A 25,804-nucleotide genomic window follows, 5' to 3' on the forward strand; every position below is an offset into this window, starting at 1 on the left:
TTAGGACTTTGCAATTAAAAAAAATACCGTTAAGTTAAATGAAAATGACAATACAACAGAGGTAGATAAACAATGACAATCGTTGCCCAAGTCATCAAAAATAAAGCTGTACAATCAATTTTTACAATTGCACCAAATGCGACTGTACTTGAAGCAATCAAAATTATGGCAGATAAAGGCGTGGGAGCTTTAGTCGTTGCAGAAGATGAAAAGCTAGTTGGTATTTTCTCTGAACGTGACTACACACGTAAAGTGACGTTGATGGAGCGTTCATCAAATACAACACCTGTGTCAGATATTATGACATCCAAAGTCATCACCGTTGGATTAAACAATACAGTTGAAGAATGCTTGCAATTAATGACTGATCGCCATTTGCGTCACTTACCTGTTTTAGATAAAGAAAAACTTGTTGGCTTTATTTCAATTGGTGACTTAGTCAAAGCTGCAATGGAAGATCAACGCGTTCTTATCGAACAACTTCAACAATATATTTCAGGCTAATCGCCGCAAAAAAGGGCAATTCAAATTGCCCTTTTTTATTGTATGACTAATACGTCATTACGCTGCTAAAAAGCCTTGAATTGCAGGTACAAGACGCTTCAACAATTCATCAGCCTGAGCTTGAGTCAGGTTTAATGGTGGTAATAAACGTACTACCGAACCTGCCGTTACATTAATAATCAACTTATATTGATCACGTGCAATAGCAACTAGTTCAGCACAATCTTTTGGTAATTGAACACCAATCATCATACCAAAACCACGCACCTGTACATTTTGATCAATCAATTGAGCTCGTAGTTGATCAACAATATAGGCTCCAACTACGGCTGCATTTTCAACGGCATTTTCATTTTCAAGTGTATCAAGTACAGTGTAAACCACACGTGAGCCAAGTACTGTACCGCCATATGTTGAACCATGGCTGCCTGCACCGAGTAAGCCTACCGCTTTACCCTGTGTCATTACTGCACCCACAGGGAAACCATTTCCTAAACCCTTCGCAGTGGTCATGACATCAGGGATAATGTTCGTATGTTGATAAGCAAAGTATTTACCTGTACGTCCATTCCCTGTTTGAATTTCATCAAGCATCATTAACCAATTATGCTGATTACATAAAGCACGAACTTCCTCGAGGTAACTAAAACCCTGCGGTGCTGTATTGACACCACCTTCACCTTGAATTGGTTCAATCAAGATTGCAACGATATCTGGATGATTGATAGCTGCCTCTTGAATCGCTTCAACATCACCAAATGGCACACGAATAAAGCCTTCAACCAAAGGTGCAAAACCTTCTTGAACTTTTTTATTGCCTGTCGCAGATAAGGTCGCCAAAGTACGACCGTGAAAAGATTGTTCAGCAACAATAATTTTAGGATTGCTAATGCCTTGTTTAGAACCAAATTTACGTGCAATTTTGATCGCACCTTCATTTGACTCAGCGCCACTGTTTGAGAAGAAAATTTCTTCCATTCCAGAAACTTGTGCAAGTTTTTGAGCTGCAGCAGTTTGCCAAGGAATTTCAAATAAGTTACTGGTATGCACTAAAGTTGCAGCTTGCTCAGCAATCGCTTCCGCAATCACTGGGTGTGCATGCCCTAAACCACAAACAGCAATACCTGTTAAGGCATCTAAATATTCCGCACCATCCGCTGTATATAAATACGCCCCTCGTCCTCGTACAAAGCTGATCGCTTGGCGACCATAAGTTGCCATAAGATGTGATGGTTGATCAGGTTGCACAGGAGCAAGAGTGATATTAGTCATAACAAACTCAATCTATCATTAGTTGTGGTGAAAAAAGTTATATAAGCAAAAACTTGAGTAGATTGAAAGCTCAAACTCACATTTATATAAGAAAAATCTTTAGCAATAGCCGCAAAACTGTTTTTCAGTATATAATTTACGAAGATTAGTTGAGGATCTATCTATGACGGAACAAGCGCGTGATACAGTAGCGTTAATTCGTGATCAAATTGCGAAACACCCTGTTTTACTTTACATGAAAGGCACTCCACAATTTCCGCAATGTGGTTTTTCTGCGCGTGCAGTTGAAGCACTTAGCCAAATTGGTCGCCCATTTGCCTATGTAAATATCTTGGAAAATCAAGATATTCGTACAACATTACCTCAAATTGCAAACTGGCCTACATTCCCACAATTATGGGTAAACGGTGAGCTCATTGGTGGTAGCGATATCATGCTTGAAATGTTCCAAAATGGTGAGTTAAAGCCATTAGTTGAACAGTATAGCCCTGCTCCTGAAGCATAAGCTAAAAAATGAAAGCCAATCAAATGATTGGCTTTTTTATTGCAATGAGTTTTAGTTTAAGCTGAAACCAACATACCGAAACATACCTTCTACCCCTAAATCGGCTTTGTAAATTTGTAGATTTGGATAGTTCGCCTGAGTAATGGTCTTATAAATATTCATACTTGGATCTTCATGAATTTCATCAACCGACTGTGGTAGAACTTCTTCAAAACGATCAGCAATAAATTCAAAACCTAAATCCATCGCCATAAACAAGGTATGCTCACACGGCTGAACATACTGTTCTTGTTCCCAATCTAAAACAGCTTGATGACAATATGGACATGCAATGTTTTGACTCGCATCGATAACGTTTATAAGTTGGTATGTCATAATTTTAAAGCATAGAAAATTTGGATTTAGTTTAAAAGAATACGATCTGTGAATCTATCTGAATAACAGGGATTTAAATTATGGCAACACTTGAACAAGCGATTTCTCTAGCAGCAAAACAACATGAAGGGCAAGTAGATAAAGCAAATGCCCCCTATATATTGCATCCATTAAGAGTCATGTTAAATGTTCCTACGATTGAACATAAAATTGTGGCCGTTTTACATGATATTTTAGAAGATACAGAAACAACGATTGAAGATTTATACCAATTCGGTTTTCAAGAGCATATCATTGACGCAATCGTCGCGCTTACTAAAAAACAAGGAGAAACTCGTCTAGAAGCAGCTCAACGAGCGCGACAAAATCCAATCGCACGTGTTGTTAAATTAGCAGATATCAATGACAATATGGACTTGTCTCGGATTTCATCGCCAACAAGCAAAGACTTTGAGCGACTAAACGAATATCAACAGGTTCGAGATTTATTATTACTCCAAAATGTTTAATAATCTCTTTTATAATGATTCACCCTAATCACAAAAGCTGGAGTTTATAGCGTAATGCTAACGGATTTAGATGATTTTTATTGCTTTGCCCTTGTTGTCGAACATGGTGGTTTTAGTGCGGCTGAAAGAGCAACTGATATTCCTAAATCCAAATTAAGTCGCAGAGTTTATAATCTCGAAGAACAGCTGGGTGTACGCTTAATTCAACGTAGTTCACGACACTTTGCCGTTACCGATATTGGTATGGATGTTTATCGTCATGCTCAAGTGATGATGAATGCAGCCCAAGCTGCACATGATGTTGTCAATCACTTAAGTAGCGAACCACGCGGTGTAATTAAAGTCAGTGTTCCAGTTGATATTGCACAAAATCAAATGGCGAAAATATTACCGAGCTTTTTAAAGAAGTATCCTGAAGTTCGGGTTCAAATGATGGTAAGCAATCGCAGAATTGATGTAATTAACGAAGGCGTTGATCTCGCCTTACGTGTTCGCTCTAAGCTAGACGATGACCCTAATTTGGTTTTGCGTCAGTTTACAGCAATTGAGCAACGTCTATTTGCTAGTCAAGCTTATTTAAATGAATTCGGTCATTTAACAACGCCAGAACAATTATCTGAGCATCGTATTATCAGTATGTCCGAAGAACATCTAGATCAACACTTTTTATTATTTGGACCTGAAAATCAACAAAAGAAAATTAAAGTAAATCCTGTCATTATGGGTTCGAATTTGTTGATGCTCGCGGAATTGGCAAGTCAAAATTGTGGAATTGCTTTATTACCAGATAGTATTGCACAAGATTTCACAAAATCAGGCCAATTGGTCAAAGTTTTACCTGAATGGACTGCCCCACATGGTATTTTCCATGCCGTTTATCCGTCACGTAGAGGTCTATTACCCGCTGTACGAGTCTTTATCGATTATTTAGTAGAACAATTAACAGAATCACCGAATAAAAAAAGAGCTTGAATCATTCAAGCTCTTTTTTAAATACATTACACCGCTGGATAGTGCCCTGTTCCATTTGGCCAAGGTGTTAACAACTCAAAACCATCATCAGTAACAACAACCATATGTTCCCATTGCGCTGATAAGGACTTATCTTGTGTCACCACAGTCCATCCGTCATTCAGTTCTTTCACATGTCGTTTACCAGCATTCACCATCGGTTCAATCGTAAATACCATACCCTTTTTCAAGGTCATGCCCTGTCCTTTTTGACCATAATGCAAAATATTCGGCTGTTCATGATAGATACGACCAATACCATGACCACAATATTCTCGGACAATACTATAACCTTCACGTTGCGCAACGGATTGAATTGCATAACCAATATCACCGAGTGTCGCACCTGGTTTTACCGTATGAATCCCTGCAAGCATGGCTTCATAAGTTGTTTCCACCAGTTTCTTGGCTTCTGGGCTCGGCTCGCCCACAAAATACATGCGGCTGGTATCCCCAAAATAACCATCTTTGATTACAGCAACATCGATATTTAATATATCGCCTTCTTGCAAAATTTTCTTTGCGGAAGGAATTGCATGGCACACTTCTTCATTGACTGAAATACATGTCGTCTTGGTAAAACCGTGATATCCCACATTGGCTGGAATCACCTGCAAAGTATTTACGATATAGTCGTTGCAAATATCGTCTAAATATTCAGTTGAAACGCCGGGCTTAATATAATCACCAATCATTTCTAATACTTGTGCCGCTAAACGTCCTGAGATACGTAATTTCTCAATATCTTGCTCAGATTTAATCGTCACAGTAGAAGCTCTCATTCGAGATTTTCCTTATTTAAATATAGGTTAATGCAACATGCAGATTCATTTTTGTACTGCATCTCGTATTTCAACAGTTGTACGCTGTCGTACAAAAATCTTCAATCGTTTTAAGATTGAACGGCTGCTATTATTTTACATTTAATTTCAATCGGCATCATAGTAAAAAAGTATAAAGGGCTATATTTTTTACTTTTAAAATCTTTTCAATAAATTAAGTTTACCAATGCTAATTATATGATTTTAATCAGTTCTTATTAGACAAAAATAAACCAAATTTCACATAAAATTAGTTTCAAATGACTACAAATTTGTTCTAGAATCCGCACTTTTATTTTATACCTCCCTTTTATGAACCATCTTCGTACAGGAGATATTATTGCTCTCGGTTTCATGACCTTTGCACTCTTCATTGGTGCTGGCAATATTATTTTCCCCCCTATCGTTGCGCAACAAGCAGGTGAGCATGTTTGGCTCGCTGCTTTTGGATTCTTAATTACCGCAGTCGGTCTACCTGTAATTACCATTATGGCTTTGTCTCGTATGCAAGGCTCTATTGAAATTATCAGCTCGCCACTTGGACGCTTTTTTAGCTTACTCCTCACGATTGTCTGTTATTTGTCTGTTGGACCATTATTTGCCACACCACGTACTGCAACTGTTTCTTATGAAATAGGATTTGCTCCATATTTTGGTACATCAAATAGCAGTCTACTGATTTATAGTGTTATTTATTTTACACTTGTCACTGTGATCTCGCTTTACCCGAATAAATTATTAGATACAGTAGGTCACGTCTTAGCTCCTTTAAAAATTGCTGCTCTAGCGGTTCTTGGTATTGCAGCAATCCTTATCCCTACTGGCTATATTTCTCCACCAATCCATAAGTATGTGACTAGTCCTGTTTCTGAAGGCTTCGTAAACGGCTATTTAACGATGGATACTTTGGGTGCCTTAGTATTCGGTATTGTGATTATTCAAGCGATTCAGTCTCGTGGAGTGACAGATTCAAAGCTGATCACCAAATATGCGATTATCGCGAGTTTAATTGCTGGTGTAGGTTTAACCCTAGTATATATCAGCCTATTTAAACTTGGATTAGGTAGCCATGAAGTTGCGGCGAATGCAGCGAATGGTGCAGTAATTCTGCATGCTTATGTACAACACGCCTTTGGTGATCTAGGTTCGTTGTTTTTAGCTGGTTTGATTTTTCTTGCCTGTATGGTAACTGCAATTGGCCTTACCTGTGCATGTGCGGAATATTTCACTGAATTAACAGGCTTACCGTATAAATTATTAGTTTTTATCTTAATTGGATTTTCATTATTAATTTCTAATTTAGGCTTAACAAAACTAATTGCGTTCTCTGTTCCAGTGTTGAGTGCAATTTATCCACCAGCGATTGTTGTGATTATGATGAGTTTCTTCTGGAAATATTGGAATAAACCTTCAACTGTCGTGAGCTCTGTTACTGCTGTTGCTTTTCTTTTTGGCATTATTGAAGGACTCAAAGCGGCTGGATTCTCTGAACAACTCCCTCAATTCATTAATAATTTACCGTTGAATGAACAGAACCTTGCTTGGTTATTGCCTTCATTGGTCGTACTCGTTATCGCAATTGCTGTAGATCGATTCTCTAGCAATACTGCTTCTCAAAATTAAAATGATTTGTCGTTAAAATGATGTTTTACCCAAACATAATTTTAGCTATACAAAAAATGTTCTTTTATCCAACTTACATTTTTTGTTTACGACAAATTATTTTTTATCTTATTTGTATCTACCTCTACCCGTATTATTCACACTGTATTTGATCTGAATCACAACAACATCTTTTCAGCAACTTTTTCAAATTGTAAAAAACCCACACCACTATTCATAATAAAAATAACCTTAATACACTCAAAAAATGTTCAATCTATATAGAAATCAATACATTCATAAATTTATTTAAAAAATAGTGAAATTAGCTATTGAAATACTGAAAAAATAAAAGTACAACTTTAATCTTAATTCTGACAAAAACGATTAGCTTTTGTCATCACTACTCAAGGAGGGATGGAGATGTTCTCATTACATTTCAACAAGCAAGTCTTCATTGACACTCTAAAGACCAATGATTCCATCGTATATGCAATTACGACATTTGCATTAATGGCGACGCTGTTATTGCAAGGCACTATTAAGGGTAATTTAAAACCTGAATATTTTGCATACGCTTTAATCGTGTCTTTAGCCTTTTGTACGTGGGGGATTATTGATCGAAAGTTTCGACAGATAAGTGCTGAGCGCCAAAAGAATTTTTAATATAAGAAATGGATGAGTAATCATCCATTTTTCTAACTGGTAAATTTTAAGATTGTTCCTAATAATAATACTGCTGTAGCACCTAATTCGACCATTATTAAACCCAACATTAAAAATGTCATACACCATCTTGGAATCGACCACTGCCCTAACTTATGCGGTTGCTTAAACTGATTCGTTGTATCTTTTAACATTCCATGAATGATATAGACCAAAATCGACATTGAGAAAAAGAATAAATTCGCCACAACGCAAAATAGACTCAAACTATCCGATAAACTTGTAAAATAACTTAATGCAGCCAAGATTAAACTCGCAGCGGCATAAAGCAAACTACTGCGATGTGCAATATCGACATAATAATGTGCACGTGCAAGCTCTGTATTTCTAATTTGATAATACTTCCAAACACCAGTTAGCATCCCTACCCAAAGAAATATTCCACTAAAAATGATCGCCAATTTGGTTGCACTGGTTAAAATTAACATTCCCTTTTCCCCAAATGGTTTTTCCAAAAATAGCTATATTACATAAAATTTGACTTTTAAGTCATTTTTTAAACAGGTTTCTTTTTGGAACTTGTATAAACTGGAAATATGTCCAGACAAGAGTATTTCTCAAATGACTACATTTGAATCATTTTGGATCAGTTGTAAAGATGGTTACCAACTTGCAGCACAGTATTATCCAGCAAGTGATGCCACTAAACCATTTCCGATTCTAATTTGTCCAGCAACAGGTATTACAAAAGGTTTTTATCACTCATTTGCTGAATGGTTAAATCAACAAGGCTACAAGGTCTTAAGTTTTGACTTTAGAGGAATAGGTCAATCTTTACATGGGGCACTGAAAAATTCGAATGCCAGTATCAATGATTGGGGGTTATTAGATATTCCCGCAGCCATCGAAACACTCTTGAATCGCGCTCAAGCTAAACAAGTGATTATTTTGGGACATAGTGCCGGTGGTCAATTACTTGGAATCAACCCTAACCATCAAAAAGTTGCTAAAGTTGTCGCAATCGCTGGTTCAACAGGTCATGTAAAAGGCTTAAAAGGAAAAACTAAACTTCTTGCTCCATTAATGTTTAATGTCATTTTTCCAATATCCAGTGCTATTAAAGGATACGGTGCAACACAATTTATTGGTATGGGTGAAAATTTACCTAAAAATGTAGCAAAACAATGGGCTGAATTTTGTAGTCAACCTGGTTATGTCATCAATGCAATTGGTAAAAGTATTTTTGCTGATTATCACCAAGAGATTGTCTGTCCGATTACATCAATTTGGGCAAGTGATGATGAAATCGCAACACAGGCAAATGTTAAAGATTTACTCAGACTTTATCCTAATGCTCAAACCAATTTGATTGAATTGAAACCACAACAATATGGTTACAAACAAATTGGACATATGCTGATGTTCAAAAAATCACATCAGAAATTATGGCCCGTATTAGAAAAAGAACTGAGAATGTAATCCCTAAACTCACAGCTTTACCCTTTTGCGCATCTAAATTTGTAATCCTATTTAGATGCGCCTTTTTAATTTACAATTATTTACATAAACTATAAATGACATAACTAAGTAGAAGTTTTTTACACTGAATTATTTTTTAACAATATAAAATTAAATAATAAAACTACATTTGTATTCTTTTTAAGCAAATTAATTAACTAATAATGATTAAATGTGATAAAGAATGTATTTATTCAACTTTTTTAGCAGCACTATGGATTTTAATTTTTAACCAAATGTTAAATTCAAATATATGTATTTAATTTGTTTTTTCGATTATTTTATTTTACAAATGTAATAATTTTAAAGCTATATGACATTTTAGACAGAATCTTTTATAAAAAAGTCACGTCATAATTTGTATTTATTTTCTACAATACATTTGTTCTACAAATAAGCTACAATGCAGCACTGTAGAAATACAATTGGGGTAAGATGGATAGGTAAGACCATCATTAATAACAGTTTTATGTAGTTTACATGATGATACCCCTATCCTAAGCAAAGATGGTTATACAACCATTTTTAGGAAGATTTGTTATAAATGGAATGTTAGAAAAATTAGATTTCATCATTTTTCTAGCGTATAAATTGTAGACATTTCATGGAATTTAGGAGTTGTATCTAACAACTCTGTGTAACAAGCATAGGAAATAACTTAATGCCTAAAAAATATGCGCGTTTTTTACCTACATCAGAAACATTTAACTTAGAAGACTTTCCTTATTTCTGGATTTCTCAAGTAAATGCACAGTACGTTCAAAATATCGATAACGTACTTAAGAAGTATGGTTTAGACAACTCTCGCCGTCGTATTTTAATTGCATTAAATGTCAAACCACATGCAAGCGTGTCTGAACTTTCAGACATGGTGATTTCTAAAATGTCTACAACCACAAAAATCGTATATCGCCTTAAAGATGAGGGATATATTGAAACTTATTCATGTAAAGAAGATGGTCGTATTACCCGCGTTTATCTTACTGATAAGGGTACAGAAATGATTACTAAAATTAATGATCTAACCTCTGTAATATTAGAACAATCATTTGATGGATTAACACCATTGCAAATTGAAAAGACGATGGAAATTTTAAAACATATGTTTAAAAATCTTGCTCGTTGATTGATAAAATATAAAAAAAGGTTTCTTATTAGAAACCTTTTTTATTTAGAAAAGATCAAACATATTTAACTGAGGTGTTTGTTTTGCTATTTTTGCCTTAGGTACATGTGAACATTCAAACTCTTCGACTGGAAACCCTTGCATAAATTGAATCATTTGATGTGGTTGTTTTAAACTCAACCAATCATCAAGACGATCATGTTGAATGATGACAACTGATCTTTTTATATCGCCAGGTTCATGAAATTCTTTCATCATCGGATGGTCGACTGCGTTCATTGTGAGCATCGCTGCTGAACGAATAATTTGATTATTGATTTTACAAATTTCATAAAGTGCAGCAATAAAAAAGGCTCTGCCATCTTTACGCCTTACACCCCATCGTTGAGGTTTATTTCCAGTATATTTACTTTCATAAAACTCAGTGACTGGAATTACACCGAACTTGCATTTATAAGCTGCCTCCTGAAAGCTTGGTTTCTCAAAAATGGTCTCATGTCTAGCATTATAAGCACGTTTAGAGCTGTTAATATCCTCTGCCCATTTCGGCACTAAACCAAATAATACTTCTCGCCACTCCAATCCATGTTCAGATTTAAATAATAACGGTGTTTTATAACTTGGATAAATCTCATCGAGATAGTTAAAAGGAACAAGTGGTAGTTCAAGTTGTTGTAATTGCTCAAGTGTTACTGGTTTGTAGTTAGCACACATAAAATCACAAGCACCTTACTTAATAAAAAAGCCTCCGAGGAGGCTTTTTATTTTAGATGAAATTAATCACCTGTATAACCTTTAAGTTTTAAACGCGCAGCGTGTAACAATGGCTCTGTATAACCAGAAGGTTGCTCAGCACCTTTGAAGATCAAATCAGCGGCAGCTTGGAATGCAATACCATCAAAATTTGGTGCCATTGGCGTATAAAGCGGATCATTGGCATTTTGCTGATCAACAATCACAGCCATACGTTTAAGTACTTCTTCAACTTGTTCTTTCGTTACGATACCGTGACGCAACCAGTTTGCAACATGCTGAGAAGAAATACGTAAAGTTGCACGGTCTTCCATCAAACCAACGTTGTTGATGTCTGGCACTTTAGAACAACCTACACCTAGATCAACCCAACGTACAACATAACCCAAGATACCTTGACAGTTATTTTCAAGTTCGTTATTCAACTCTTCAGCACTCCAGTTTGTTTCTGGTGCAAAAGGAGGCGTTAACAAATCATCTAAAGTCAACATATCTTCAGCAGCCAATTCGTCTTGACGTGCTTTTACATTAATTTGATGATAATGCATTGCGTGAAGTACAGCACCTGTAGGTGATGGAACCCATGCACAAGAAGCACCCGCATTTGGATGAGCTGTCTTAGTCGCCAACATATCTTTCATGCTATCTGGTTTTGGCCACATGCCTTTACCAATTTGTGCCTTACCTTGTAGGCCACATGCCAAACCAATTGCAACGTTACGATTTTCGTAAGCAGCAATCCATTTCTGAGCTTTAACAGCTTCTTTACGTACCATTGGCGCTGCTTCCATAGACGTATGGATTTCATCACCCGTACGATCCATAAAACCAGTGTTAATGAAAATCGTACGGTCTTTTGCAGCAGCAATACAGTTTTTCAAATTAACTGAAGTACGACGTTCTTCATCCATGATACCGATTTTGAGAGTTTTTGCAGGTAAACCGAGTGCTTGTTCTGCACGCTCAAATAATTCAACTGCAAATGCAACTTCTTCTGGACCATGCATTTTTGGTTTAACGATATACATAGAACCTTTACGAGAGTTCTTATTTTCGTTTTCGCCACGAATATCTGCAATTGTAAGTAATGGAGTAACTAATGCATCCATAATACCTTCAAATATTTCTTGGCCTTCTACAAGGATCGCAGGGTTAGTCATTAAATGACCAACGTTACGAAGAAGCATTAATGAACGACCATGTAGCGTTGTAGTACCGCCAATTAAGTTCTGAACTGTACGGTCTTTGTTTAATGCACGAGTAATGGTTTTACCATTTTTCTCGATTGACTCTTGCAAGTCACCCTTCATTAAGCCTAACCAGTTACGATAGCCTTCAACTTTCTCTTCTGCATCAACAGCTGCAACAGAATCTTCCAAATCTTGAATAGTTGTAATTGCTGCTTCTAGAGTTAAATCTTTAACGCCAGCCGCATCAGTTTTACCGATTGGGCTATTTGCATCGATATCAATAATAACGTGCAAGCCATTATTTAATAAAACGATTTCAGTTGGGTTTGCAGCATCGCCATTAAAGCCAACAAATTGAACTTCATGAGCCAAAGAGGTTGTTGAACCATCTTTTAAAGTTACAACTAAACGATTGTGATCAACTGCATATTTAGTTGCATCGGCATGAGAGCCTTGAGCAAGTGGGAATGTTTGATTAAGAAAATCTTTAGCGAAAGCAATTACTTTATCGCCACGGACTGGGTTGTATCCCTTACCTTTCTCTGCACCATTTTCTTCAGAAATTACATCAGTACCGTAAAGTGCATCGTATAATGAACCCCAACGTGCATTCGCAGCATTTAAGCAATAGCGTGCGTTACGTACTGGCACAACAAGTTGAGGACCAGCTAATAATGCAATTTCTTCATCTACATTTTCAGTCGTTACTTGGAAATCAGCAACTTCTGGTACTAAGTAACCAATCTCAGTTAAAAATGCTTTATACGCATTTAACTCAAATTCATTATTACGATGCCATTCATCAATCTTAGCTTGAATTTCATCACGCTTAGCTAATAGTGCTTTATTCTTTGGGCTAAGATCGACAACGACTTGCTCGAAATTTTTCCAGTAAGTTTCACTGTCTAAACCAGAGCCTGGTAAAGCTTCATTTTCGATGAAATCGTAAAGTTCTTTAGCAATCGCTAGCTTGCCTTGTTGAATACGTACAGTCATTGTCTTTCCTGATGATGCTAACTTTTTATAACAAGAAACCTAGTATACCGATTTATACTAGCCTGAATAGTAATATCACATTGCTAAATAGTAAGCATTTTCTTAGTCTAAGTATTGACAAATATAATTTTTATAAACACCAAAACCAAGTTTTGATCTAGCTACTTCTATTCTGCGACATACTCACTTTTTAAAACTCATTTAGTTATAACAAAATTCAATTAAGAATAAAGCTTTCTCTATATGAATTTATAAAAAAGACATTCCTGAGAATGCCTTTATAATTTATGAAGTTTTTGAAACCTGAATTTGACGATGCTCTGAATGCAGATAATCATCGGATTGCATTTCTAATAAACGTGAACGTGTTCGTTCAATTTCAAATGCTAATTTTTCACCTTCATAAAGATCAATAATTGAATCTTCTGAAGTTAAAAGTAATTTCACGCCACGATCATAAAACTCATCCACTAAATAAATAAAGCGACGGGTTCCTTCTGAGAGAAAATCAGTTAAATGCGGCACGTTACTTACCAGTACCGTGTTGTAAATATTAGCAATTTCAATGAAATCAGCTGGACTACGTGGTTTAAAACATAACTCAGAGAATTCACACCACAATACATCTTCTATATGCCCAAGCGTTTCTACAATACGATTGTTAATCATGATAGGTGTATTAAAGAGCGTTTGTGTCTGTGTCAGCGCTTGAAAACGCTCATACATCCATGATTGAGCATCATTACTCAATGGATGTTTGAATAATTGAGCCTGCTTCAAAACACGCAAACGATAATCAACACCAGCATCTACATTCAGAACCGTACAGTTTTTCTGAACCAATTCAATTGTAGGAAGAAAACGGTCACGATGGATACCATTTTTATATAAACCTTCTGGTGCAATATTAGACGTTGCAATCAACGTGACGCCACGTTCAAATAACTTTTGAAATAAATCACTAATAATCATTGCATCCGTCACATTTGATACAAAAAACTCATCAAAACAAATGACAACCGCATTTTTATAAATTTGATCCGCAACAGAATCTAATGGATTACGTTGACCTGAAAGCTTATTCAATTCTTTATGGACATGTTGCATAAAATGGTGAAAATGCATGCGTGTTTTGCGGCGAAATGGAACTGACTCATAAAATTGATCCATCAACCATGTTTTCCCACGCCCTACGCCACCCCACATATAAACACCTTTTGGGTAGGTTTGACGACGGAAACGTCTAAACGCTTTCTTTGAGGCTTTATAACGAGTAAGCAACTCTTTCCATACTCGATCTAACTCTTGCACTGCCTGAGCTTGAGCTTCATCTGGCATGAATTGACCTGATTCGATTGCTTGAGCATAACGCTCCGCAGGTGAGATCGGCATAAATGAAGTGCTATGTGAGTCTGGTTTAGAATTTAACATAAGGTGTTATTACAATTTTAATTGGTGAAAATTATATCGAACATTAAGTCCAAAGGCATTAGATTTTAGGCTTAATTATCATGGAGTTTAAACATCATAATGTACCATTTTTTAATCATTTTAATGATTACGATTATATTGTCTTGGACTTTGACCAAACCATCGTTTAAACGCATGATTAAATGCAGCAGGTTCAGAATAACCTAACATTTCCGCAACTTGCTCAATTGAATACGCACTATTTTCAATAAACTTTAATGCTTTCTGCTTAATGAGCCTTTCGCGTATTTCCTTATAACTTGTTTGCATTTGCTGCAATTTATGTCTTAGAGTCCTCTCAGGAATCTTTAACGCACATGCTGTTTCAGACATTGTAGGTATTACACCATTTTGCATTTCAAGATATTCCTCGACATATTCTAAAATGGTCAACTTTGCACGGCTACTTCGTTCCAATTTATTCAGATCTTGTAGGCATTTTTCTTCATAGACACGGTAAGTAAGAACATCAGCAGATGGTATTTTTATATTTAAAATGTCAGTATTTTCTAGAATAAAAGAGGCATGCTGACATTCAAATTTTACATCCTGACCATAATAGTCTTGATAAGCCACTATTAATTCTAATTCTTTAGGTGCTTTAAAAGGTAATTCAATACGAATATTAGGGATTTCAAGCCCCATCATTTTAAAAATATCTTGTAAGAACTTATAAGTTCCTGAGATTTCACATTGAGCACGAAATAATCCTAAATGTGTATTTAAATCAATTGGTTGATAATGAAAATGGATGTAATCTTTTTTAATATTTAGTTGTAATGAACCAAACAGATGTGTCAATTGCTGAAATCGCACACCATTTAACAGAGCTTTATGTAAAGTATCGCTTGTAACAAGCAGCATCAAGAATGGGCCATACCCTGCAAGCGCATAATGTTGACCAATGATTAAGCCTTGTTCAGGAGAAATATCTTGACTAATATACTGTAAAATATCCCATTCAATTTCATCTGGAATAATTGAACTCGGATCTAAAGCTTCGGCTTGTATTCCAATGTCTGCTAAACGAGCATCAACATCAATGCCCACATGACGCATGCCTTGAATTAAATACATCAATCCGAGGATAGATCTCTTCATAATTCCGAATGCAATTCCCAAAACTTTAACGTTGTACTATAAAAATACGAATAAATGAATTGCCGAAATGATCAAGTTTTGCGTCTATACAATCATATTTAATCTCTACAAAACCTTTAAACTTGCATAAAATTTAGATGTGTAGGGCGTGGACTATGCGTGATGTACCCCAAAATGCTATTCAAAAAACTAAAGTTGCAATTATTGGTGCAGGTTTTGGTGGTTTAGCAATGTCTATTCGACTATTACAAAGTCAAATGAATGATTTTGTAATTTTAGAAAAAACCAATGACGTTGGTGGCACATGGCGTGAAAATCAATACCCGGGTGCTGCCTGTGATGTTCAATCACACATGTATTCACTTTCGTTTGCTCCCAAAACAGATTGGTCAAAACGTTACGCTGAAGCTGATGAAATTTTTGAATATATCCAAGATATTACTCAACAATATAGATTAAAAGATTATTGCAAATTCAATCATGAAGTTACTCATGCTGAGTTTGATGAAAATCGTAATGTTTGGTTATTAGATTTTAAAGATCAACCATCCATTGAAGCTCAATTTGTTATTTTTGCTTCTGGTCCCCTACACGTTCCACAAATTCCTCACTTAAAAGGAATTGAAAAATTTAAAGGTAAAGTCTTCCATTCTTCACAATGGGATCATCAATACAGCTTAGAAGGTAAATCTGTTGCTTCTATTGGTACTGGTGGTAGTGCAATTCAATATATCCCCGAGATTGCACAAGAAGTGAAACAGCTTTATGTATTCCAACGTACTGCCGCATGGGTCATTCCACGTGATGAACGTAAATATTCACAATTAAGCAAATCTTTATTTAAAGCTTCAAATATTTATCGTCAAATTCATCGTACTCGTTTGTATTTGAGCAACGAATCACGTGTCGTACCTATCGTACAACCACAGATCATGAAATATGGTCAAAAGCTTGCAGAAGCATTTATCCGCTTTCAAGTCAAAGACAAAGAGCTCGCTAAAAAACTTACACCAGACTTCGTGATGGGTTGTAAGCGTATTTTGATTTCAAATAAGTACTTCCCAACGTTCAACCGTAAAAATGTTGAATTAATTACTGATGGCGTTCAGGAAATTACAGCTAACGGCATTATTACCAAAGATGGTAAAGAACGCCAAATTGACTGTTTGATTTATGGTACGGGATTCATTACTGACCCACGTATTTACTTAAAGCATTTCGATTGTGTTGGTCGTAATGGAATCGAACTTAAGCAAGCTTGGAAAGATGGTGCAGAAAGCTACTATGGTGTTAGTACGAAAAACTTCCCTAACCTATTCCAACTATTAGGTCCAAATACGATTTTAGGTCATAACTCTATTATTTTTATGATTGAATCTCAAGTGAATTATATTTTGCAATTGATTCAAACCGTAGATAAAACAGGTTCTCAAGCTGTTGAGATTAAACAACAGGTACAAGATCAATTTAATGATCGTGTGCAGGAACAACTCAAAGGAACAGTTTGGCAAGCAGGTGGATGCAGTAGTTGGTATCAAGCAGCCGATGGTAAAAACTTCTCATTATGGCCAACATATACTTGGAAATATTGGTTAGAAACACGTAAAGTAAATGTCGCTGACTATAATTTTATTCATACAGCAACAAATGCAAAAAACAATGCAGCCTAACCAATAATTCTTCATAATAAGCAAGTTATTCGTAACCTGCTTTTTTTTATGCAATCTTTTGTTCTTATCTTCCAAATTTTTATCGCAATATGCTTAGGCTATTTTCTCGCCCCAAAACTATCACAGCGAATTAAACAATTTGTATTTAAAATTTTACCCTATTTTTCTTATTTATTATTAATGAGTGTTGCATTTGAACTGACTCAAGCTTTGAATCATATCTCAGATCCAGCAGCAATATTACCACCTGCATTATTAATTGCATTTACTACATCAGTTGGTTCTTTCTTTATCTGTCTGATTACTTACAAACTGATTGATCGTCAAAGCATACAAGGAAAAATTTCATTACACCTCTTTATCAATGCACTCAAGAATATCGCTAAAGCATTTCTAGCATTAGGTTTAGGGATTTTACTTGGAATACTAGTCACTCAATCTAACCTACAAATTGCATTTAATAGTTGGTATTTATTACTCATATTTATCTTTTTGATTGGCATTGAGCTTGCTTTTACGCAATTTGATCGCAGTTGGTTAAGTTGGAAAGTACTATTGGTTCCCGCTGCAGCCTTTGTTGGTTCCTGCTTAGCAGCAATCGTGAATTATTTAATTTTATCTAATCACTTTAACTTAAATGAAATAATGGCTTTAGCTCAGGGATATGGATGGTACTCAATGTCTGGCATTCTATTCACTGAATTACATTCAGCACGACTTGGTGGCATTGCCTTATTAACCGACCTCTTCAGAGAAATTTTCGCCATTCTTCTTATGTATTGTCTAGGCTGGCGTTTTCCACGTTCAGCGATTTCGAGTGCTGGAGCAACCTCAATGGATGTCACCCTTGCAATGGTTAAACAGTCATGTGGCACGCATTACGTACCACATGCAATGATGAGCGGATTAATTTTATCGCTTCTTGCGCCTTTATTAATCAGCCTATTCTTAAATCTCAAGTTCTAAGGTATTTATAAACTAAATAAACTTAGATAGACGCCAAAATTGACTTCAACATTTCTGTTGGACGTTCAGCCTTTGTAATCGGGCGACCAATCACTAAATGCGTCGAACCATCAAGCATAGCTTGTTTAGGTGTAACGATACGTTTTTGGTCATCTGCATTTGAACCTTCTGGACGAATGCCTGGGGTAACTAATGCAAAATCAGCATTCAACATTTCACGAAGAATCTTAGCTTCTTGTGCTGAGCAAACTACGCCATCCAAACCACTTTCTTGAGTCAATTTAGCTAAACGTTTGACATGCTCTACCGGCTCGATGTCTAAACCAATATCACGTAGATCTTCACGCCCCATAGAAGTTAACACAGTAACTGCAATAAGTTGTGTTTGATAATTGCCTGCTTTGAGTCTTTCAACACAGGTTTCCATCATTTTTCGACCGCCAGAAGCATGAACATTGACCATCCACACACCTAGATCTGCCGCAGCACAAACAGCTTGAGCAGTTGTGTTAGGAATATCATGAAATTTTAAATCAAGGAAAACTTCAAAGCCTTTATCTTGTAAAGTTTTAACAACACTTGGACCTTCATGAGTAAAAAGTTCCTTGCCCACTTTGACACGACATAAAGCAGGATCAAGCTGATCCACAATCGTTAAAGCGTCATATTCGCTTTTTGCATCTAGTGCAACAATGATACTCAAGAGCGTTTCTTCCCAGTTGATTCAAAGTCGCTATTATAAATAGGTTTTAATTTAAGTGTAAAATTTCATTCAACACATTTTTACTTCGCACATTTAAGTTGCAACAACAAAACTAAAACATACCAAATAGTAAAATTTGATTAAATTTTAATCTTAAAATAAATTAAAAACGAATAAGGTTAAAAATGAAAACGATTAAGACTGCAATAGGCATAAAAAGGCATCAATTTAGTCACCATCATTTTTTTAAGATTCTGAAAAATCAAGAAATACCCATACAACAACGCTTAAAATTCTTGCCCAATCTTGCTCACTTTATAATGAGCTTTGCGGATTTAAATAAATATGTACTGCCCTTTAATTTTCCACAGAATGAATATGAAGAAGCAATCAATGTTCACTGTAAAGAAGATGCTAATCATTGGCCTTGGTATTTGCATGACCTAGAAACACTCGAGCTCAACAATAAACAAGAACTTACCAACACCCTTAGATTTATTTGGTGTGATGACATGTCACCTAGCCGTAAACTAACTTACGAATTAATAGGCTTGGTCTCGAATCAAACGGCACTTATAAGATATGTAGTGAAACTCATTTAAGGCAAGAAACTGGACATACTGTAGGCGATGAAGAAAACGTTTTTGAAAACATGCCTATAACGCGAGAAATGAATGAAACTGCATTAATCGTAGTAGAAAAAAGTTTTAATGCTTTTAATCAATTTATAGATCAGCTTGAATTGAACTTGAAAAATGAAATTAAAATTAATTAAGTGTTTTTTTTAATCAAAAACTAAAAGGGCTACTTCAATTGTGAAATAGCCCTTTTCAATACTAAATAGCAATTCAACTATTAGATCTTATCATTCGGATAAACATCTAAAACAGTTTTTTCATGTCTTACGCTTGCAGCAGCTTCTGCGGCTGCTTGCTGAGCAAGTTGGATCTGCTCTTTTCTGAGGTGGTCAATATCTTTACGTAATCGTTTAATTTCCCAATTCGTTTGGAAAACTCGAAATACTTGAACACCTAGAAGTAAACCGACCACGACACCTAATGCCAAAGTCAATAAAAGCAATAAACCTAAACGCATCGCAGGAACTTGAGTAAACAATAGGTTTACTTCTAATTCTGCTGGATTTTGTAAAACTAGAGCAAGTGAATAACCAAAAATGGCGATGAGTAATGCTATAAGGATATAACGCATGAACACCTCAATTTTTTATTAATCAACAGTCTCGTTTACTGCATCACGAAGTGCTTTACCTGGTTTGAAATGCGGTACAGCTTTTGCTGCAACATCAACTGATTTACCAGTTTTAGGATTACGCCCTAAACGTGGCTCACGATGATGTAATGCAAAACTGCCAAAACCACGAATCTCAATACGATCGCCACTCGAAAGTGCTTCAATCATTTGATCAATCATAATTTTAACTGCATCTTCGACCAACGGTTCTGCCAAATGAGGGTTTTTAAGGGCAATCCGTTCAATCAAATCAGATTTGTTAAGTGCGTCAGTAGTCATCGTTGACCTCTTTAATTATTGCTACTTTTCAATATTTTAATAATAACCTGTTTAAATACAAAACGGTAGCGCAGTACATCGATACTACGCTACCGTTTGCAGTATTTTTGTATAAAAAGGTACATCTCTGTTACAAGAAATGTACCTTTTAACAAATTACTTCATTTGAGCTTTAATCAAATCACCAATAGTCTTAGGACCATTAGCTTCTGAAACTTGAGCTGCTGCTGCTTGACGAGCATTGTTCACAGCTTCTTTCTCTTCAGCTTCGTCTTTCGCTTTGATAGACAAGTTGATAGAGCGAGATTTACGATCAACGTTGATGATCTTCGCTTCAACTTCTTGGCCAACTTCTAAGAATTTAGTTGCATCTTCAACGCGGTCACGGTTGATTTCAGAAGCTTTAAGCGTTGCTTCGATGTCATCAGCTAATTTAACTGTAGCACCTTTAGCATCAACAGCAGTTACAGTACCTTTAACTAAAGCACCGCGCTCGTTCGCAGCTAAGAAATCATTGAATGGATCGCTGTTTAATTGCTTGATACCAAGGCTGATACGGTTACCTTCAGCGTCTACAGATAAGATAACTGCTTCAACTGTGTCACCTTTCTTGTAACGACGGATAGCTTCTTCGCCTTGTTCGTTCCAAGAAATGTCAGATAAATGTACTAAACCGTCGATACCACCAGATAAACCGATGAAGATACCGAAATCAGTGATTGACTTGATCGTACCAGAAACTTTTTCGCCTTTTTCATTTGCTTTAGCAAACTCTTCCCATGGGTTAGCACGAGTTTGTTTGATACCCAATGAAATACGACGACGTTCTTCGTCAACTTCAAGAACCATAACATCAACTTCGTCACCGATCTGAACAACTTTAGATGGGTGGATGTTTTTGTTTGTGTGGTCCATTTCTGAAACGTGTACTAAGCCTTCAACGCCTTCAGCGATTTCTGCAAAGCAACCGTAGTCAGTTAAGTTAGTTACACGTGCTTTAACGATAGAACCTTTAGGGTAACGGCTCATGATCGCTAACCATGGATCTTCGCCTAATTGCTTAAGACCTAAAGATACGCGGTTACGCTCGCGGTCAAATTTAAGTACTTTAACAGTAACTTCTTGACCAACTTCAACAACTTCTGAAGGGTGCTTGATACGCTTCCAAGCCATATCTGTGATATGTAGAAGACCATCAATACCGCCAAGGTCAACGAACGCGCCGTAATCAGTAAGGTTCTTGATAGTACCTGTAACTGTTTGACCTTCTTCAAGTTGAGCAAGTAATGCTTCACGGTCAGCTGAAGATTCAGCTTCCATAACTGCACGACGAGAAACTACAACGTTGTTACGCTTAGCATCAAGTTTGATTACTTTGAACTCTAACTCTTTACCTTCAAGGTGAGTTGTGTCACGGATAGGACGAGTGTCAACTAAAGAACCTGGTAAGAATGCACGTACAGGACCGATGTCAACAGTGAAACCACCTTTAACCTTACCAGAGATAACACCAGTAACGATTTCGCCGTCTTCAAAGATTTTCTCAAGTTTAGTCCAAGTTTCAGCACGTTTCGCTTTTTCACGTGATAAAACTGTTTGACCCATACCGTTGTCAAGCGCTTCAACAACTACGTCAACAGTATCGCCAACTTGAACTTCAAGTTCACGTTGTTCATTTAAAAATTCAGCACGGTCAACTACGCCTTCAGATTTAAGGCCAGTGTCAACAGTAACCCAGTCAGAATCGATACTAACAACAGTACCTTGGATGACTGCACCCTTTTCAACGTTGAGGTTTAATTCACTTTCTTCAAAGAGGGCTGCAAAAGATTCGGTCATGATATACCTGATAAAGTCCGCGGTCTTGGATCAGACAAGGCCGGTTTAGTTAAGTTGTTACATTGTCCAAAAAATCTGATCAAGCAATGCTTCAACTGAAAATAAAATGGTCTATCTATTGAATACGGCTATCGATATAGTTCACCATTAACTGAAATACTTCATTGATGCCTATCGTAGAACTATCAATGATATACGCGTCTTCAGCTGGCTTGAGCGGAGCAACAGCTCGCTCCATATCTCTTTTATCTCTAGCCTGTATGTTAGATAAAATGTCGTTTATTTTAGCATCAAGACCCATACCCTGCAACTGTTTTACTCTACGCTCTGCTCGAGATTCAGCCGATGCTGTTAAGTATATTTTAGCTTGAGCCTCTGGAAAAATTGATGTCGCCATATCTCGTCCATCAGCTACCAAACCAGGGGCTTGAATAAATGCACGTTGGCGCGCAAATAATGCTTTTCTTAATTCAGGAACAGTTGCAACTTTAGAGGCATATTCTCCGGCCTGTTCAGTACGAATGGTATTTGTGACATCTACACCTTCTAGTAAAACAAGGGTCGCAGCCTCAGTCGTTTTAAATTCAATATCTAAATTCGTTGCGTATTCAATGCATTGACCTAAATTAGAGTCGATTTGATCAAGTAAGCCACGTTGAAATAATGACAGCCCGAGTAAACGATATAAAGCACCAGAGTCTAATAGATTAAAACCATAATAAGCAGCTATTTTGGCTGCCAAGGTCCCTTTACCAGAACCACTAGGACCATCAATCGTAATAATATGAACTGTCATTCCCGTCTCTTATGAAGCAACTGACTTCGCTAATTTTGAAAAACCTAGTGTAATCGCTGCTTTGAGTTGTGCAAGAACTAATTTACTTACAAAAGGCGCTTTTGCTGTAAATTCAATCTTGTAAGTCACTAAAGTAATAAACGGTGTGATTTCTTTAAAATCAATTTGCCCGAGATGGTGTTTAACCAAAGGATTATTAATCAATTTATATTCAATACGCTTATTCTCTTCTAGTAATGTGATTTCTTCTTGAAGAGGCTTGATTGGTCCAAAGCCCATACGGCGAATTGAACCGATTCCATCTGGACGCTGAGGATCAGCAGAATCTTTTACACGTACAACTTGTAAAGGAGCAAATGCTTTACTATAAGTTGCGTGCTTTGACAATAAGTCAAAAACTTCAGAAATTGGTGCGTTGAATTCTTTTTGTATGGTGATTGCGTTACGCATAACTTTGCCTTTTTGATTTAGCTAAAATCTTCGGAGGCATAGTTTGCCACAACTAATGAGACATTTTTAATCATTTAAGGACGTTTTTAATAGCCGAGTTTTCTTTTTTTCTTCTCGTCTTTGTTTAAAAAATTCACTTAATTGCAATGAACATTCAGCTTGCATACAACCTTGTTCAAATACGAATTTATGATTGTAATAGCCATTTTCTAATAATTGTCGAGCACTGACCAACGAACCAGCCTTAGGCTCTGTCGTAGCAAACACTACTTTTTTGACACGAGCATGAATGAGTGCACCAACACACATCGTACAAGGTTCAAGCGTCACATATAATATGGCATCATCTGGTAAACGATAGTTATTCAATGATTGACAGGCTGCACGTAAAGCTTGAATTTCAGCATGAGCGGTAGGATCAGATTGTTTAATTGGTGCATTATAACCAGCACCAATAACTTTCTCTTGACTCACTATCACCGCTCCAACAGGAATTTCACCCTGCGAAGCAGCTAGTGCAGCTTGCTCATAAGCAAACTGCATCCAATATTCATCATTAAAGTTTTCTGAAATTGTGACGTCTATACTCATCGATTTTAAGCAATAACACCATATTGTCTTAATAAAGCATTCCAACTATCAATTGTAGTTACTGGAGCACAATCAGATAAAATATCTTTCAATGTAATCTTTTCCGCTGCTTTCCATTCTGGTGATAAGTCTTTATCAACTAAACGTGCACGGACACCCTCAACAAAATCTGGATGGCGGATTTTCCAATCAGAGATTTGTGATTCTAGTGCAAAAACTTCATCCCAAGCATGTCCTTGCTTACCCCATTGCCATAGCAACCATGTAATCGCAGCAGTACTTGGAGAACCTTTTTGCAGATTCTCACTTGCCTGACGTAACCAATCACTACTTGCATCACTCAAACCAATAATCGCTTGATAGTCATACTCAAAACTTTGACCACGACATACGCTATGAATCACATCGATTGAATTTTGTAACGGACCTGATGATACAGGGCGATGTAGACTATTTAAAGTATCATCGATTGCACGGAAAGCACCCGCAGGATAATGATTCCAATCCACATTCAAAACTTTTTGAAGAACATTATCTCGCTGTGCTTCACAAATATGAGTTGCCCAACCAATGCTAAAAGCACCAGCTGAAGTCATGATTGAACCCGTTAAACCTGTAAACAGCCCAATTTGACCACGATCTGCAAGGAAACGACTCCCCCCTACATCAGGATAGAGACCAATATTGATTTCAGGCATTGCAAGACGTGAATAAGGTGTGACTAGACGGAAAGGCGCGGCCATGAATAGTCCTAAACCACCACCCATGACATAACCTTCACCCCAAACTACGATTGGCTTAACATAGTTATGAAGCAATAAATCAAGCGCATATTCTTGTTCAAAGAACTTGTTTGCCGTATCTACTTCATTATTAATGACAAGTTGACGGAGTTTACGAACATCACCACCTGCGCAAAATGCTTTCGGTGTGGTTGAATCAAACCAAATTGCTTTAACACTGTCATCTTCATGAAAATATTCAAATACTTTCAATAAAGCGCTCACAATTGACTCATCAAGTGCATGTAAAGATTTTGGTCGGTTTAAACGAACAATACGCCAACCATTTTTAGCGTTTTCGATGATTAAATCTGGGTGATAACTATTTAAATCGGGAGAAGTCATTATGCGTCCAGTTGCCAGTCTATTGGCTCAATGCCATGTTGTTTCAAATAATGATTTGTTTTAGAAAATACTTTACAGCCAAAAAAACCACCTCTGTTTGCAGCAAGCGGTGATGGATGAGCTGCTGTTAACACTAGATGTTTATTTCGATCAATGCGCTGTCCTTTACGTTGTGCATAAGCACCCCATAAGATAAACACAACATGCTCACGCTGTTCATTTAACACATCAATTACAGCATCAGTAAATTCTTCCCAGCCTTGTTTTTGATGAGAAGTTGGCTGTCCTGCTTCAACAGTGAGTACACTGTTTAATAGCAATACCCCTTGAGCAGCCCATTTACTTAAATCCCCATGACGTGAAATCGGCACTGTGAGATCAGTATGTAATTCATGAAAAATATTACGCAAAGATGGTGGTAATGCAACCCCTCTTTGTACAGAAAAGCTTAGACCATTAGCTTGATTAGGGCCATGATATGGATCTTGACCCAATATCACGACTTTTACATCCTGTAACGGGGTTGTATTCAATGCATTGAAAATTTGCTTGCTAGGTGGATAAATCGTTTTCTGAGCAAGGATTTGTTGCTGTAGAAACTCTCTTAAATGATCCATTTTCCGACTGAGTAGAAATTCTGACAAAGAGATTTTCCATGACTCGTCCAACTGAACTTTATTAAGTTTTTCCTGCTGCTGTTCAGTAAATTGCAT

General features: G+C 36.6%; 28 protein-coding genes. 11 read left to right on the top strand and 17 right to left on the bottom strand.

Going from position 1 to position 25,804, the window contains the following annotated elements; all coding sequences use genetic code 11:
* Positions 1-72: 72 nt before the first annotated feature.
* A complete protein-coding gene (locus tag ABLB98_RS07540; RefSeq protein WP_348882525.1) occupies positions 73-504 on the top strand; it encodes a CBS domain-containing protein in 432 nt (143 codons plus the stop codon).
* A 57-nt stretch (positions 505-561) separates the two neighbouring features.
* Here ABLB98_RS07540 and ABLB98_RS07545 read toward each other — a convergent pair whose 3' ends face one another.
* On the bottom strand, positions 562-1,776 hold the full coding sequence (locus ABLB98_RS07545) for an aspartate aminotransferase family protein (protein ID WP_348882524.1): 1,215 nt from the start codon (positions 1,774-1,776) through the stop codon (positions 562-564).
* 163 nt (positions 1,777-1,939) lie between these two features.
* Here ABLB98_RS07545 and grxD point away from each other — a divergent pair, with 163 nt between their 5' ends.
* Complete coding sequence (gene grxD, locus ABLB98_RS07550; RefSeq protein ID WP_004662328.1) at positions 1,940-2,281, top strand: Grx4 family monothiol glutaredoxin; 342 nt, start codon at positions 1,940-1,942, stop codon at positions 2,279-2,281.
* A gap of 51 nt (positions 2,282-2,332) precedes the next feature.
* Here the strand turns inward: grxD and ABLB98_RS07555 are convergent, their stop codons facing one another.
* Positions 2,333-2,656 (bottom strand): hypothetical protein, encoded by a 324-nt coding sequence (locus ABLB98_RS07555; RefSeq protein ID WP_348882523.1) that lies wholly within the window; start codon positions 2,654-2,656, stop codon positions 2,333-2,335.
* A gap of 80 nt (positions 2,657-2,736) precedes the next feature.
* Here ABLB98_RS07555 and ABLB98_RS07560 point away from each other — a divergent pair, with 80 nt between their 5' ends.
* Together ABLB98_RS07560 and ABLB98_RS07565 are read left to right on the top strand one after the other, a co-directional pair.
* Positions 2,737-3,165 (top strand): guanosine-3',5'-bis(diphosphate) 3'-pyrophosphohydrolase, encoded by a 429-nt coding sequence (locus tag ABLB98_RS07560; RefSeq protein WP_348882522.1) that lies wholly within the window; start codon positions 2,737-2,739, stop codon positions 3,163-3,165.
* 54 nt (positions 3,166-3,219) lie between these two features.
* Positions 3,220-4,137, top strand: a complete 918-nt coding sequence (locus ABLB98_RS07565) for a LysR family transcriptional regulator (RefSeq protein ID WP_005216426.1) — start codon at positions 3,220-3,222, stop codon at positions 4,135-4,137.
* A gap of 26 nt (positions 4,138-4,163) precedes the next feature.
* On the opposite strand, the gene map is transcribed toward ABLB98_RS07565, so the two are convergent.
* Entirely contained in the window at positions 4,164-4,958 is a 795-nt protein-coding gene (gene map, locus ABLB98_RS07570) for a type I methionyl aminopeptidase (RefSeq protein WP_005216427.1), read from the bottom strand.
* A 351-nt stretch (positions 4,959-5,309) separates the two neighbouring features.
* Between map and brnQ the strand changes: the two genes are divergently transcribed.
* The gene (gene brnQ / locus ABLB98_RS07575) at positions 5,310-6,620 is read left to right on the top strand and encodes a branched-chain amino acid transport system II carrier protein (RefSeq protein WP_348882521.1); all 1,311 of its coding nucleotides are present in this window, start codon (positions 5,310-5,312) and stop codon (positions 6,618-6,620) included.
* 402 nt (positions 6,621-7,022) lie between these two features.
* A complete protein-coding gene (locus tag ABLB98_RS07580; RefSeq protein ID WP_005159983.1) occupies positions 7,023-7,265 on the top strand; it encodes a hypothetical protein in 243 nt (80 codons plus the stop codon).
* Between the two features lie 32 nt (positions 7,266-7,297).
* On the opposite strand, the gene ABLB98_RS07585 is transcribed toward ABLB98_RS07580, so the two are convergent.
* Positions 7,298-7,753 carry a hypothetical protein gene (locus tag ABLB98_RS07585; protein ID WP_348882520.1) on the bottom strand — a complete coding sequence of 152 codons (456 nt, stop codon included), beginning with the start codon at positions 7,751-7,753 and terminating at the stop codon, positions 7,298-7,300.
* 133 nt (positions 7,754-7,886) lie between these two features.
* Between ABLB98_RS07585 and ABLB98_RS07590 the strand changes: the two genes are divergently transcribed.
* Together ABLB98_RS07590 and ABLB98_RS07595 are read left to right on the top strand one after the other, a co-directional pair.
* Positions 7,887-8,744 carry an alpha/beta fold hydrolase gene (locus tag ABLB98_RS07590; RefSeq protein WP_348882519.1) on the top strand — a complete coding sequence of 286 codons (858 nt, stop codon included), beginning with the start codon at positions 7,887-7,889 and terminating at the stop codon, positions 8,742-8,744.
* Positions 8,745-9,444: 700 nt separating this feature from the next.
* Positions 9,445-9,909, top strand: coding sequence for a MarR family winged helix-turn-helix transcriptional regulator (locus ABLB98_RS07595; protein ID WP_004662340.1), 465 nt, complete (start codon positions 9,445-9,447; stop codon positions 9,907-9,909).
* A gap of 45 nt (positions 9,910-9,954) precedes the next feature.
* Here ABLB98_RS07595 and ABLB98_RS07600 read toward each other — a convergent pair whose 3' ends face one another.
* The 4 genes from ABLB98_RS07600 to ABLB98_RS07615 form a co-directional block, all read right to left on the bottom strand.
* On the bottom strand, positions 9,955-10,623 hold the full coding sequence (locus tag ABLB98_RS07600; RefSeq protein ID WP_348882518.1) for an SOS response-associated peptidase family protein: 669 nt from the start codon (positions 10,621-10,623) through the stop codon (positions 9,955-9,957).
* 62 nt (positions 10,624-10,685) lie between these two features.
* The gene (locus ABLB98_RS07605; protein WP_348882517.1) at positions 10,686-12,848 is read right to left on the bottom strand and encodes a malate synthase G; all 2,163 of its coding nucleotides are present in this window, start codon (positions 12,846-12,848) and stop codon (positions 10,686-10,688) included.
* 285 nt (positions 12,849-13,133) lie between these two features.
* Positions 13,134-14,279 carry a cell division protein ZapE gene (gene zapE, locus ABLB98_RS07610; protein WP_249571201.1) on the bottom strand — a complete coding sequence of 382 codons (1,146 nt, stop codon included), beginning with the start codon at positions 14,277-14,279 and terminating at the stop codon, positions 13,134-13,136.
* Between the two features lie 120 nt (positions 14,280-14,399).
* The gene (locus ABLB98_RS07615; protein ID WP_348882516.1) at positions 14,400-15,419 is read right to left on the bottom strand and encodes a helix-turn-helix domain-containing protein; all 1,020 of its coding nucleotides are present in this window, start codon (positions 15,417-15,419) and stop codon (positions 14,400-14,402) included.
* A 155-nt stretch (positions 15,420-15,574) separates the two neighbouring features.
* Here ABLB98_RS07615 and ABLB98_RS07620 point away from each other — a divergent pair, with 155 nt between their 5' ends.
* Complete coding sequence (locus tag ABLB98_RS07620) at positions 15,575-17,089, top strand: NAD(P)/FAD-dependent oxidoreductase (protein WP_348882515.1); 1,515 nt, start codon at positions 15,575-15,577, stop codon at positions 17,087-17,089.
* Between the two features lie 48 nt (positions 17,090-17,137).
* Positions 17,138-18,055 carry a lysine exporter LysO family protein gene (locus ABLB98_RS07625; protein WP_249571204.1) on the top strand — a complete coding sequence of 306 codons (918 nt, stop codon included), beginning with the start codon at positions 17,138-17,140 and terminating at the stop codon, positions 18,053-18,055.
* A gap of 22 nt (positions 18,056-18,077) precedes the next feature.
* On the opposite strand, the gene pyrF is transcribed toward ABLB98_RS07625, so the two are convergent.
* The gene (pyrF, locus tag ABLB98_RS07630; protein ID WP_005159948.1) at positions 18,078-18,758 is read right to left on the bottom strand and encodes an orotidine-5'-phosphate decarboxylase; all 681 of its coding nucleotides are present in this window, start codon (positions 18,756-18,758) and stop codon (positions 18,078-18,080) included.
* A gap of 185 nt (positions 18,759-18,943) precedes the next feature.
* On the opposite strand from pyrF, the gene ABLB98_RS07635 reads away from it, so the two are divergent.
* The gene (locus tag ABLB98_RS07635) at positions 18,944-19,360 is read left to right on the top strand and encodes a hypothetical protein (RefSeq protein ID WP_348882514.1); all 417 of its coding nucleotides are present in this window, start codon (positions 18,944-18,946) and stop codon (positions 19,358-19,360) included.
* Positions 19,361-19,613: 253 nt separating this feature from the next.
* On the opposite strand, the gene ABLB98_RS07640 is transcribed toward ABLB98_RS07635, so the two are convergent.
* From ABLB98_RS07640 to ung, 8 genes are all read right to left on the bottom strand, one after another.
* The gene (locus tag ABLB98_RS07640; protein ID WP_005159942.1) at positions 19,614-19,967 is read right to left on the bottom strand and encodes a lipopolysaccharide assembly protein LapA domain-containing protein; all 354 of its coding nucleotides are present in this window, start codon (positions 19,965-19,967) and stop codon (positions 19,614-19,616) included.
* Between the two features lie 18 nt (positions 19,968-19,985).
* Positions 19,986-20,288 (bottom strand): integration host factor subunit beta, encoded by a 303-nt coding sequence (locus ABLB98_RS07645; RefSeq protein ID WP_348882513.1) that lies wholly within the window; start codon positions 20,286-20,288, stop codon positions 19,986-19,988.
* 156 nt (positions 20,289-20,444) lie between these two features.
* A complete protein-coding gene (gene rpsA, locus ABLB98_RS07650) occupies positions 20,445-22,127 on the bottom strand; it encodes a 30S ribosomal protein S1 (protein WP_005159935.1) in 1,683 nt (560 codons plus the stop codon).
* A 115-nt stretch (positions 22,128-22,242) separates the two neighbouring features.
* A complete protein-coding gene (gene cmk / locus ABLB98_RS07655) occupies positions 22,243-22,923 on the bottom strand; it encodes a (d)CMP kinase (protein ID WP_348882512.1) in 681 nt (226 codons plus the stop codon).
* A 9-nt stretch (positions 22,924-22,932) separates the two neighbouring features.
* A complete protein-coding gene (locus ABLB98_RS07660; protein ID WP_005159930.1) occupies positions 22,933-23,373 on the bottom strand; it encodes an SRPBCC family protein in 441 nt (146 codons plus the stop codon).
* A gap of 66 nt (positions 23,374-23,439) precedes the next feature.
* On the bottom strand, positions 23,440-23,964 hold the full coding sequence (gene tadA / locus ABLB98_RS07665) for a tRNA adenosine(34) deaminase TadA (protein WP_256415044.1): 525 nt from the start codon (positions 23,962-23,964) through the stop codon (positions 23,440-23,442).
* A 5-nt stretch (positions 23,965-23,969) separates the two neighbouring features.
* Positions 23,970-25,094, bottom strand: a complete 1,125-nt coding sequence (locus ABLB98_RS07670) for an enoyl-CoA hydratase/isomerase family protein (RefSeq protein ID WP_348882563.1) — start codon at positions 25,092-25,094, stop codon at positions 23,970-23,972.
* Entirely contained in the window at positions 25,091-25,804 is a 714-nt protein-coding gene (gene ung / locus ABLB98_RS07675) for a uracil-DNA glycosylase (RefSeq protein WP_348882562.1), read from the bottom strand. The genes ABLB98_RS07670 and ung overlap by 4 nt, the downstream gene beginning before the upstream one ends.

Origin of the sequence: Acinetobacter yuyunsongii, from assembly GCF_041021915.1 — a bacterium.
Lineage (GTDB): Bacteria > Pseudomonadota > Gammaproteobacteria > Pseudomonadales > Moraxellaceae > Acinetobacter.

Bases quoted from the DNA above. Each gene is read 5' to 3' on its own strand.
- ABLB98_RS07540 (WP_348882525.1), top strand. From the start codon at position 73: ATGACAATCGTTGCCCAAGTCATCAAAAATAAAGCTGTACAATCAATT.
- ABLB98_RS07545 (WP_348882524.1), bottom strand. From the start codon at position 1,776: ATGACTAATATCACTCTTGCTCCTGTGCAACCTGATCAACCATCACAT.
- grxD (WP_004662328.1), top strand. From the start codon at position 1,940: ATGACGGAACAAGCGCGTGATACAGTAGCGTTAATTCGTGATCAAATT.
- ABLB98_RS07555 (WP_348882523.1), bottom strand. From the start codon at position 2,656: ATGACATACCAACTTATAAACGTTATCGATGCGAGTCAAAACATTGCA.
- ABLB98_RS07560 (WP_348882522.1), top strand. From the start codon at position 2,737: ATGGCAACACTTGAACAAGCGATTTCTCTAGCAGCAAAACAACATGAA.
- ABLB98_RS07565 (WP_005216426.1), top strand. From the start codon at position 3,220: ATGCTAACGGATTTAGATGATTTTTATTGCTTTGCCCTTGTTGTCGAA.
- map (WP_005216427.1), bottom strand. From the start codon at position 4,958: ATGAGAGCTTCTACTGTGACGATTAAATCTGAGCAAGATATTGAGAAA.
- brnQ (WP_348882521.1), top strand. From the start codon at position 5,310: ATGAACCATCTTCGTACAGGAGATATTATTGCTCTCGGTTTCATGACC.
- ABLB98_RS07580 (WP_005159983.1), top strand. From the start codon at position 7,023: ATGTTCTCATTACATTTCAACAAGCAAGTCTTCATTGACACTCTAAAG.
- ABLB98_RS07585 (WP_348882520.1), bottom strand. From the start codon at position 7,753: ATGTTAATTTTAACCAGTGCAACCAAATTGGCGATCATTTTTAGTGGA.
- ABLB98_RS07590 (WP_348882519.1), top strand. From the start codon at position 7,887: ATGACTACATTTGAATCATTTTGGATCAGTTGTAAAGATGGTTACCAA.
- ABLB98_RS07595 (WP_004662340.1), top strand. From the start codon at position 9,445: ATGCCTAAAAAATATGCGCGTTTTTTACCTACATCAGAAACATTTAAC.
- ABLB98_RS07600 (WP_348882518.1), bottom strand. From the start codon at position 10,623: ATGTGTGCTAACTACAAACCAGTAACACTTGAGCAATTACAACAACTT.
- ABLB98_RS07605 (WP_348882517.1), bottom strand. From the start codon at position 12,848: ATGACTGTACGTATTCAACAAGGCAAGCTAGCGATTGCTAAAGAACTT.
- zapE (WP_249571201.1), bottom strand. From the start codon at position 14,279: ATGTTAAATTCTAAACCAGACTCACATAGCACTTCATTTATGCCGATC.
- ABLB98_RS07615 (WP_348882516.1), bottom strand. From the start codon at position 15,419: ATGAAGAGATCTATCCTCGGATTGATGTATTTAATTCAAGGCATGCGT.
- ABLB98_RS07620 (WP_348882515.1), top strand. From the start codon at position 15,575: ATGCGTGATGTACCCCAAAATGCTATTCAAAAAACTAAAGTTGCAATT.
- ABLB98_RS07625 (WP_249571204.1), top strand. From the start codon at position 17,138: ATGCAATCTTTTGTTCTTATCTTCCAAATTTTTATCGCAATATGCTTA.
- ABLB98_RS07635 (WP_348882514.1), top strand. From the start codon at position 18,944: ATGAAAACGATTAAGACTGCAATAGGCATAAAAAGGCATCAATTTAGT.
- ABLB98_RS07640 (WP_005159942.1), bottom strand. From the start codon at position 19,967: ATGCGTTATATCCTTATAGCATTACTCATCGCCATTTTTGGTTATTCA.
- ABLB98_RS07645 (WP_348882513.1), bottom strand. From the start codon at position 20,288: ATGACTACTGACGCACTTAACAAATCTGATTTGATTGAACGGATTGCC.
- rpsA (WP_005159935.1), bottom strand. From the start codon at position 22,127: ATGACCGAATCTTTTGCAGCCCTCTTTGAAGAAAGTGAATTAAACCTC.
- cmk (WP_348882512.1), bottom strand. From the start codon at position 22,923: ATGACAGTTCATATTATTACGATTGATGGTCCTAGTGGTTCTGGTAAA.
- ABLB98_RS07660 (WP_005159930.1), bottom strand. From the start codon at position 23,373: ATGCGTAACGCAATCACCATACAAAAAGAATTCAACGCACCAATTTCT.
- tadA (WP_256415044.1), bottom strand. From the start codon at position 23,964: ATGAGTATAGACGTCACAATTTCAGAAAACTTTAATGATGAATATTGG.
- ung (WP_348882562.1), bottom strand. From the start codon at position 25,804: ATGCAATTTACTGAACAGCAGCAGGAAAAACTTAATAAAGTTCAGTTG.